This is a genomic window from Dapis brunnea BLCC-M229 (genome assembly GCF_050015995.1).
In the GTDB taxonomy this organism is placed as follows: domain Bacteria; phylum Cyanobacteriota; class Cyanobacteriia; order Cyanobacteriales; family Microcoleaceae; genus Trichodesmium.
In genome coordinates, this window is record NZ_JBNHEP010000086.1 from 1 (window position 1) to 10606 (window position 10606).

6 protein-coding genes are annotated in these 10606 nt (G+C 35.3%); 1 reads left to right on the plus strand and 5 read right to left on the minus strand.

Annotated elements, in window-relative coordinates:
- Positions 1-380: hypothetical protein (locus ACP6PM_RS09885; protein WP_426584128.1), on the minus strand; the 380-nt coding region annotated here is incomplete at its 3' end.
- Positions 381-1567: 1187 nt separating this feature from the next.
- Here ACP6PM_RS09885 and ACP6PM_RS09890 point away from each other — a divergent pair.
- Positions 1568-1747 (plus strand): hypothetical protein, encoded by a 180-nt coding sequence (locus tag ACP6PM_RS09890; protein WP_426584130.1) that lies wholly within the window; start codon positions 1568-1570, stop codon positions 1745-1747.
- 100 nt (positions 1748-1847) lie between these two features.
- Here the strand turns inward: ACP6PM_RS09890 and argH are convergent, their stop codons facing one another.
- From argH to ftsY, 4 genes are all read right to left on the minus strand, one after another.
- Positions 1848-3236, minus strand: coding sequence for an argininosuccinate lyase (argH, locus tag ACP6PM_RS09895; protein WP_426584132.1), 1389 nt, complete (start codon positions 3234-3236; stop codon positions 1848-1850).
- 247 nt (positions 3237-3483) lie between these two features.
- Positions 3484-3723 (minus strand): hypothetical protein, encoded by a 240-nt coding sequence (locus ACP6PM_RS09900; protein ID WP_426584134.1) that lies wholly within the window; start codon positions 3721-3723, stop codon positions 3484-3486.
- 1018 nt (positions 3724-4741) lie between these two features.
- Entirely contained in the window at positions 4742-6160 is a 1419-nt protein-coding gene (locus tag ACP6PM_RS09905; RefSeq protein ID WP_426584136.1) for a PP2C family protein-serine/threonine phosphatase, read from the minus strand.
- Positions 6161-8289: 2129 nt separating this feature from the next.
- Positions 8290-9951 carry a signal recognition particle-docking protein FtsY gene (gene ftsY, locus ACP6PM_RS09910; RefSeq protein WP_426584138.1) on the minus strand — a complete coding sequence of 554 codons (1662 nt, stop codon included), beginning with the start codon at positions 9949-9951 and terminating at the stop codon, positions 8290-8292.
- Positions 9952-10606 lie beyond the last annotated feature (655 nt).

The window sequence follows — 10606 nt, forward strand, 5'->3', positions numbered from 1 at the left end:
TGACTTTCTCCTAAATTCTGACTCCTGAATTCTGACTCCTGACTCCTATGACTACTATGACTTTCTCCTAAATTCTGACTCCTGAATTCTGACTCCTGACTCCTATGACTACTATGACTTTCTCCTAAATTCTGACTCCTGAATTCTGACTCCTGACTCCTATGACTACTATGACTTTCTCCTAAATTCTGACTCCTGAATTCTGACTCCTGACTCCTATGACTACTATGACTTTCTCCTAAATTCTGACTCCTGAATTCTGACTCCTGACTCCTATGACTACAATGAAATATTTCTTCTGCCCTTTTCCCTATTCTGTGACTGTAGAAATATTTTATGAAATTAGTATAAATTTTTGCTTTTATTAAAAAAATTATCAAAATCAGTACTATAAATCTCAACTTGGGTTGAGACTAATCTGAGAAAGCCGGAACAAGAATTGAGCGAGGACGGTCCCCGTGAACTCCTGGAACTAAAACATTTTTGCTACAAGCATTACCGAAAAATTGGGTTTAAAGCCTCGCCCTTGTAGGGCGACTTTTTATTTGAGCATCCAAGTGAATTGAATATATGCTATAGTTTCATTAGTTGCCGGGGGGCACTCGGAAACTCTAAACGGACGTGGAGGGAAGCGTTAGACTACCGCCAAGGAAGCAGCACCCTGTGAAGCGTCAACCCGCCCTTGAGCTACGGCTCAGTAGGAATTCCCGTGCCTTTAGGCCGGGGAGGATGTCAAATCTATTTGCTAGTCAAGCCTTTTCAGGCAGTGCTATAAGCTTATTTCCTAATTGGACAACTTTTTGAAAAGTTTGGTTGATGGCTAGGACAACTAAACTCAATCAAAAAGACAAGCTCTCTTTGGATTGCCCAAAACATCAAAAGTACTTGGTAGTGCGTCAAGGAAGTGTGGTCCGTGTGGTCCGTCTGGGGAGGTCCGGGTAGGGAGACCCTCGAAAGTAGGAGGAATAATTGTACCTGTATCTTTCTGGGAAGTGTCTGCCCAAAATCCTAACTTTTTGGTCTTAAAGGCTGAATTCTTTGCACTTTTTTCCCGACAAAAATCCTAAAAACTTTATATCTCAGTGCTTTTAGATTAGATTTGCCAGCCCTACTTGACGAATCCCACACATTACGCGCTATGCACAACCAAGTGCTTTATGGCTGTTGAATTATAAGTTTCGTTTCAAGTATTAATTACTTTTGACTACTTTCTAAAATTTAGTCCAAACTATAAATCTAAAAAGTGCTAAAATTTAGCCGGTACTATTTTATCCTTTATCCTAGTATAGGATGTTCCCAAAAGACCTGTACTATAATGGCACAGAAAGATAAGGAACATAGAGTAGCTGTTGGTTTAGGTACATAGTTGCTGTAATATAGGGAATTTGGAATAAATTCTTGCTTCCTGAGAAAGTAAATGATATAGTTGTATAACATTTTGACTGCTAAATCAGCAGTGTCCAAGAGATCCGTATAGGGTTAATAGCTTACGTCACAGCTCAATGTAGCTTTTGGGAAGCTGCTCCCCATTTATGGCTTTGGGAGGATGTCAATTAGTGAGGTTATAATGGCTAAACGCCGCAATCCAAAAAAAGAGAAGGCACAACGTAATCAGGCTTACGCACGGAAGTTTCGTAAAAAAAAGACAGGTTTTTTCTCGAAGCGATATTCATCTAAGTTTGCATCTGGTAATAATCAAAACAGTAACGAGCAATCAGAAGAGAGTGCTGGCGCTGTAGAAGAATAGTATATTTTAATGTATGTTCAAAATTCCCAGTTATGAATTTTGACATACAAAATCTAGATTTGAAAATCAGAGAATCAAATCTAGATTTTTACAGTTTAATCTAAATTGTAAATTTTTGCTTGGCAATAGCAATTTCTGTTCTTACTTGTGCAAAACCTGTTCCACCATAACTATTCCGTGCAGATACTACTTGGTAAGGGGCGATCGCTTCATAAATATCTGAAGCAAATGCTGGATGTAATTCTTTCCATTCTTCTAAGGTTAAATCTTTGAGTAATTTACCACCAGAAATACAAGTTTTCACAACCTTACCTACTAAATTATAAGCTTCTCGAAATGGTACACCACGAGCTGCTAAATAATCAGCTACATCTGTAGCATTAGAAAAGTCTTCTGCTACTGCTTCTGTCAGGCGATCGCTATTAAATTCCAAACCTTCCTGCAATAAAATAGTCATTGCCTCTAGACAACTTTTGACAGTTTTAATAGTATCAAATAAACCTTCTTTATCTTCTTGCAAGTCTTTATTATATGCTAGTGGCAAACCCTTCATCACCACTAACATACTCTGTAAATGACCAAAAACTCTACCTGTTTTTCCCCTAACTAATTCTGGTACATCAGGATTTTTCTTTTGAGGCATAATACTTGAACCTGTGGCACAAACATCAGTTAAAGTAACAAACCTAAATTCTTCAGAAGACCATAAAATTATTTCTTCTGCCAAACGACTTAAATGCACCATAATTATACTAGATGCACAGAGAAATTCAATCGCAAAATCTCTGTCACTTACCCCATCCAAACTATTAGCATAAGGTTTTTCAAACTTTAATAATTCAGCAGTATAGTGTCTATCAATAGGAAAAGTTGTACCTGCTAAAGCACCACAACCAAGGGGAGAAATATTCACCCGACGATAAACATCTCCCAACCTTTCCCAGTCTCTTTCCACCTTATGAAAATAAGCCAAAAGATGATGAGCTAAACTCAAAGGTTGCGCCCTTTGTAAGTGAGTATAACCAGGAATTAAAGTTTCAATATTAGACTCTGCTAATTCCAAGAGAACTTTTTGAAAATTTCTCAATAAAATCTGAATTTGCTCGATTTGTTCTCGGAGATAAAGTCTAGTATCAGTTCCTACTTGGTCATTTCTAGACCTAGCTGTATGTAGTTTTTTCCCTACATCTCCAGTAATTTGTGTCAGTCTTTTTTCTACAGCAAAGTGCACATCTTCAGCATCTTCAACCAGATGAAATTTTCCCTCTCGATATTCTTGACGAATTTGTTCTAAACCCTTCAATAATTTTTCACCTTCGTCTACAGAAATAATACCTGTTTTAGCCAACATTTTTGTATGAGCTATTGAACCGTTAATATCATGCTCAATCAATTCAATATCAAAGCTAATACTAGCATTAAATCTAGCTATAGTAGGATGCAACGCCTTTTCAAATCTTTGGCTCCAGGTTTGTTTATCTTGCGTCATTTTGCAGATTTTTTTTCCTGTCTAATAAAATTTTAATAGTGAGTAATTATGAGTAAGGATTCAGCTATTAGCATTCAGCATTTAGCTTTTTAAAGTAATAACTTTACTTCGGTTAGCTAATGATCTTTATTCTTTCCTGCAGAATGCTGCGCAAACATAAATTTTGAATTCTTCTTGGAAACTAATCTGCTTATCAGGCAATTAATTAATAACTAATAGCTAGTAACTGATAGCTGAATACTTAACATTATGGCAAAATACTTTTAACCATCCAACCAATTATCAGACCAACTAATAGTGCCCACCCCTGACCACATTCTATAAAGTTGTTCCAAGCCTTCTGTACATCTGCCCATAAGTCTACATCAAGTTGTTGAGCAAAAAGTTGCCAACTATACAATACTTTCATTTCTAAGAAATTTAAAAAATTACTGTAATTATTAATCAGATTCAAGCCTAATTTTGTAGTAATTATATAATCGAGCATATCTTCTCCCAAGTTCATAAAAGCATATTACTGAAATCTGAATTACAATTTATTCAATAACCTGCATTAAGCTTGTAAGTATCTTTTATACCAAATTAAAACAAGATATTGATTTGATAGTAAAATTAAGATCAAATTATTTAAGATATTTTTTGCTGAGGCCGTGGCTATAAATTTAAGCATTAGGCTTTTAGCAATCAACGCTTCACCAATTAATAATTAATAATTCTACCAATTACCATGCATTAATGCTATATCCAGGTGACACTTCAATTATATAAATAATTAATACAGACTTTTTAACATTTTTGATAATTATAACCCTAGGAGCGTGTTAATTATTCATATTTTTAATTCTCCCTCACTCCCCTACTCCCCAGGTCAAGATACGGGTTGAAAATTTTTCATAAATAAATGGTATTACTTCCTGCGCTTAAGGGGGTGTAGTTTGATATTAATTTTTAATTCTCTCTCAATTTCTCAATTGCTTTTACCTCATCCGCTCATCAATAACTGATAACGCAGTTCCTCTGCTAGAACCCAGCTAATAATTAACGACCTAATACTTACCTAATAAATTAAATTATGCTTTTGGTGGAAAAACAATTTCTGAGAGTTATGAGATTTCTTAGTCAATTATGGAACTGTTTGATTTTGATACTAAACAAAATAAATATTATAAAATAAATCTATATAGCAGTTGAAGCCAAGAGCGCAGACATTGCTAAATGCTATTTGCGTAGCATTTCCGTAGGAAAAACTCAGTCATAGATTGCTTCTAACTTTTGACTCCTGACTCCTGAATCCTAATCAACAAAATCAACCTCTGCCAAATTTTATTTATTAAATTAGTCTATTATACCCTTAGCCATCAACTTCAATCCTAGTTATATAGTCATCCCTAATCATCTCCGTGTTGAACCAAAAGCATTTTTATTTATTTGAACTTTGCTCTGATTAAATATATACATATTACTAGCTTAATAGTAGCCTTGATGTCTTTCCACTGCCGTTATTTTTAATTAAGTTTTACCCTCATTACCACTAGAGTCATATCATCTGGATTATGATTTCCTTCTCCAACAAATTGTTTAACCTCCTCAAATAGATAATCTAATATTTTTTGTGGTTCTTGATAATTTTGACACGCAAATTTGAAGGCTTGACTTAACTTAATATCATCGTAACGATCGCCATGCTTATTCGCTGCATCTGTAAACCCATCTGTATAATAAATGATTGTATCTCCTGGATGAAGTTGTACTTGTGCTTGATTATATTCAGAATCTACTTCTAAACCAATTAACATTCCAAGAGTATCCAAATTCACAATAGAATTACTAGCAGCTTGCCAAAGCATAGGAGGATGGTGGGCAGCATTACTATAAGACAAAATTTGGGTTTCTGGATCGTACTCTGAATAAAACAAAGTTACAAATCTATGGGAATTTTCCAGATCGGCGTACATAACTTTGTTCAAATGTTGTAGCACTCGTGCTGGTGAGTGCCGGTTTAATACCTCCGCTCTTAACATTCCTCTAGTCATTGTCATAATTAAACCAGCAGGTACCCCCTTACCCATCACATCTCCAATCACAATACTCCACTTACAGGGTTCCTGTTTTTTGTGCTTGGAATTCACCTGGTCGTAGTTAGAGGGGATAAAGTCATAATAGTCTCCTCCTACTCGGTTTGCTGTTTGACAACGAGCTGCAAGAGCAATACCAGGAATTTCTGGACATTCTGGTGGTAATAGTCGCAGTTGAATTTCTGCCCCTATTTCTAGCTCTCGGTCCAAACGTTCTTTTTCCCGTAAGGAGGTAGATAGTTCGTCGTTGGCGATCGCTACTGCGGTCTGGTCTGCTACTAAACGAATTAATTTTTGTCTTGCTGATGTCCAAACATATTCTGGGTCGTGGCTAAATACATATAGACGACCTCGTTCTGAGTTTTTCACTAGAATTGATGTGCCAAATAATTGAACATCATTTCCTAGATAGTTGCTAACTTGGTAGTCCAGACTAGCAGTTTGAATAGGCACTTCCTGTAGTTCCTCAGGCAAGGTTGTTTCTGCAATTAATTGACTAGTTGCTATTTCTAATGCTTGTCGGATATCTTGACATTGTTGGCCTTCTTGGCAGTGTAGTTGTTGGAATCTAACTTGTCCATTGGGCTTAAATAATACTAATGCCCCACCATCTGCATCGGTTACTCGACAGCCCATGAGTGGAATTAATTCTAGAAACTGATTTAGATTATTGAAGCTACGCAAGGCAAAGCCTAGAGAACTTAATAAATCATTAACATTTTGTTGTTCTTTATGTAAACGGGCCACCATTTCTTGAAGAGCATATACAGAGGTTATTGGTGAGGAATTGCCAGTGGCAATATGGTCAGTGGGTTCAGGGGAGTTTCGATACACAGGCACTACAGTCATAGATTTTTTCTTGATAGGTTGATTGATTAAAGTTTATTGATGCTTAATTGTTTGTGTTATTTCATTATTTGTGAAATTATGGCATTTCTTGCTTTCCTCGGTCGCTGCTTTGTTAATAATTTTGATTGGAGCTATTTTATAGTTATTAGCTTTGTTAGTTAGTTACAATTTTTCTGGCTGCAAGTTGGAATATTTGAGGTAGCTCTGATAGTGAATTTGGTACATGCAGTTGGTAATTAATTTTTGAGGTGATAATTTATGAGTTGTTTTTCTGCTTAAGTTTTTTTTGATTTGAAGTTTCTCTAGATAATAATTTTATCCTTAATATTTACTAAATTTTATCTATGCAGTTAGGTATGATATTTTCCGGATAAGTTTGGAAGTAAATTTATAGCAATTCCCAAAAAGCTTGAGGTCTCGTCATTCGTAATTTTTAGGGAGTAGTAATCACAGAAACATGGAATAGAAAAGAATAAAAACAAATATACCTCATTAGCTTGATAAACGCTATAGGTTTACAGTTTCAATATAAAGTTTCTCAAATTGCTGAGATATAAAACTTTTCTATTTTAGGTAACAGGTAATATTAGAGATATTTGGGAATAAATAAAAATATTTTATCTTATTCATTTCATTACCTCTATATTTATTTTTTTACTTCTAAGTAATTAGACCAATAAACTTAATATTTTCTGAGTTTTTTAGCAAGAGTATTTTTTGCAATTTGATTTAGATAAAATCCAATTTCAATTATTCATTTTTGACTTAGCTTATACCAAGCATAATAAATGATTGCTACAAATCAATTTTAGATATTAGGTACTAAATGTTAATTAGGGCTTGCTGATTAAATCTCAAACCATTTATAAATAAAGGAACTTGCCATTGCGTGTGCTCTAAAAGTGCCACCTTTTGGCTATCAATAGCTCAAAAAGTGAGGATGGGTGAGCAAACAACAGTGGAAAAATTGAGGGACAATTACTCCGACTAAATCTTCTGTAATCCACTATTTCTCCTGACTACTGACTACTACAAAGACCAATAAAGACTTTTTCAGCAAACCCTAATTAGTAGGTTTTAGGTAGTCAGCAAGTATTCATTTTCTAGAACTATGAATTCAGTTTCCCACCATCCTATTAGTTATTTGTAACGTAAGTATTCAGACTTAACCTATCAGTTTGATACCAAATATTCTGGACTAAGGTTATCTTCAAAAAAAAGTCAAAGTCTTAATCTAAAGAACATTAGGAAATTTAGGTAACTAGCCTATAATAACTGGATTTAGTATCATCAGTTTCTGACAAAGAATCAGTAAGTTCCTATGCAAAATTAATTACACATTTTATTGACTCCCTTTTCCCTGTTCCCTATCTCAACTAGGAAATTCCTAAAAGCACAACTACTTATTAAGAGATTGAGCGAAAATTCAAATCTATTGCTAACAAGAAATCAGCTAACTTTTAGATATCCATAAAAAATGTGCCTCCTCTTTCATTTTTATTGCTCAATGCTGACCGCTAATAGCTGTTTGCGGAGAATTACGGTAGGGAAATACTTACTTTGTAACATTCTTTTTCTATGCATAGTATTACTGATTTTCCTGAGATTTAGGTCTAAAGATTTTGTGTGATTTTACATTCAAGATTTGACTTTTCCTAGACTCTATTTCCATAGAAAATTTCAGTTCAAACTAAAACAGTCATTATAGTTAAATTACCAGATAAATCAAATATGCCTAATTGCATATCTATGATTTTAGCTAATCAAGCTAATAGTAATTTAACTTCATATGATATTCAGCACTTTTCCTAGATGGAATTTTATCGACTTCCCATTCTAGATACTACTTTATGGCTAATTTAGTTATCCAAATAGCTATAAACCTACCTAGTGAAAGTAATATCAATATTTGGTTTAATTGTCTCTGTTTCCTATAATTTCAAAAACAATGACAAATACTTTAATTGCCTGGTCTGCTGACCAAGCAAAAAATTCCTAACTTCTCCTGGAAGATGAAAATACTCTGATGCTACCCACTCTAAATACTCTAACCCACAAAAACATAGATTTTTTTCACAAATGCTACTTTGATACGGTTGCTCATTATCAATGGTAAAAGCAATGAATCTTTAACCACTTAGAAGAGCTTCAACGAACTCATAACTAGAAAATGGACGAAGGTCTTCTATGCTTTCTCCCACTCCAATAAAGCGAATAGGCAAACCCAATTGCTTTACAACAGCAAGTGCAACACCACCTCTAGCAGTTCCGTCGAGTTTTGTCAATACTACCCCACTCAGTTTAGCAGCTTTGGCAAATACTTCTGCTTGCCGTAAACCATTTTGACCAAGTGTAGCATCTAAGACCAGTAGGGATTCTACCACTGCATCTGGTGCTTTTTTCTCCACTATGCGGTGGATTTTACTGAGTTCGTCCATCAAATTTTTCTTGTTTTGCAGTCTTCCCGCTGTATCTACCAGTAATAACTCTGTATTTCTAGTTTGAGCTGCTAATATAGCATCAAAAACTATGGCTGCTGGATCGGTATTTTTACCAGGATTAGCGATTACCTCTACCTCACTCCGTTGTCCCCAGATTGTCAATTGTTGTACTGCCGCAGCTCGAAATGTATCTGCTGCTGCAATTAAACATTTGTAGTCTGACTTGGTAGCTAAATGAGCAATTTTACCGATAGTTGTGGTCTTACCAGCTCCATTTACACCATTCAAGAGCCAAATATTTAAGGTATCCTTTTCTGGGACAAAAGTTAAGTTATATGCAGGACTAGCTATTTCCGAATCCTTGAATGGCTCATCCAGAATATCTCGTAAGATTTTTTTCAAATAAGCGATCGCCTCTTTTGGAGGTAAAGCTTCTTCGCGCAATTTATTTTGTAGTGTTTCTATGATATAATCAGTTGCCTCTACTCCAACGTCAGCTTGTAGTAACATGGACTCTATTTCCATTACTGCATCTTGATTGAGAGGTCCTTGACCTACAATTGCTCTCAATTGGTTGAGTAAGTTGCGTCGAGTTCTATCTAAGCCTTGTCGTAGTTTCTTCAGCCAAGAAATTTCTTCGGCAGAAACTTGATCTGGGCGACGACCTTGAGCCGCTAAAACTTCTGCTGACCAGAGAAATGCTTCATCGAGAATTAGGGGGTCTATTTCTTCTATTTCAGTATCTACAGTTGTTTGTTGGAAAATTTCTGGTTCTGGTTCTTCTATGGCAGTTTCTTTGAGACGTTCTACTCTTGCTTGTCTTTCTGCAGCAGCTCTAGCCCAGAAAGGCAACTCTTCAGATGCTTGAGTTACCGGAGTATTTTCCTCTACCACTGAATCTGACTCTACCGGAATTTCTAATTCTGGGGATTTTATTTCCCTACGGGCAGTTTCCTCTACAATTGGAATTGGTTCGGCTTGAGTATCTGTGGATGTAGATTCTGTTTTTTCTACTGCAATATCTTCTTGTTCTTCAGTTTTGAGCTGCTCTGGTATGCTTGGCTCAACTTTTGCTGTTGTTGTAGGCGTTTGAGTTTTTAGCTTTTCCTCTGTTTCAACTGCATCTGTAGCGGTTTGAGATACGACTTGAGTTTTTTTCTGTTCTTGAATATTTTTGTAAGCTGCTTTTGCCCAGCTCAAATAATCCTCTGTACTTTCTGTGGACTCCTGCGCTGATTTTTCTTGTGATTCAACTGCTGCTTCTACTTTTTCTTTGTTAGGTTCAGGTTTTTCCTTTGAAGTTTTGTCTGAACTGTCATTATACTTACGACGGAACCAATTAAAAACCATATTTATTTTAGATATTACTATTTTAAATAGTCTATCTTATACTGAATTATGTTCAGCCATAGCATAATTCAGTACCTGGTTATAAATAAATTTAATTTTGATGTGAAGGAACTAGGTAGAAGAGGCTTCGGATTAGCTTACAGGAGTTATTAGACAAGAATCGTTTGGGAAATTTATTGGCTACAGTGATTTGGTGCTACCTATATGAGAAAATTTGTGAACTTCCTAACACATTCAACAACTTCACGGAAGTCAAAAGTATTACCTCATTGATAAATTAACGGGTTTGCACTAGCGAAAGAATTTTTCTCTCCACAGATGAATCTCTTGGTTATCTATATGATTGTTTTTTTTCTGATATAACTTCCACACTTTTTACGACTAACTTTTTATTACTCAACTGAACATAAACTATAACGCTATAGTTTCTCAGAACTACCTCTGGTCTTGTTTTTTAATTCCTGTCCTAGTGGTTTGTCAATTTTCAAATGATGGGTTCAGACAAGGCAAGGAAGACAAGGGAGTAAAGTAGACAAGGGAGAAAATTTAATAGCTTATCCCTCAAATCAATCTTGACAGACCACTAGTCAAATCTAACTTTTAACTTTTGACTTTGACATATGACTCCTCAAATTAAAACTCAACTGAACATAAA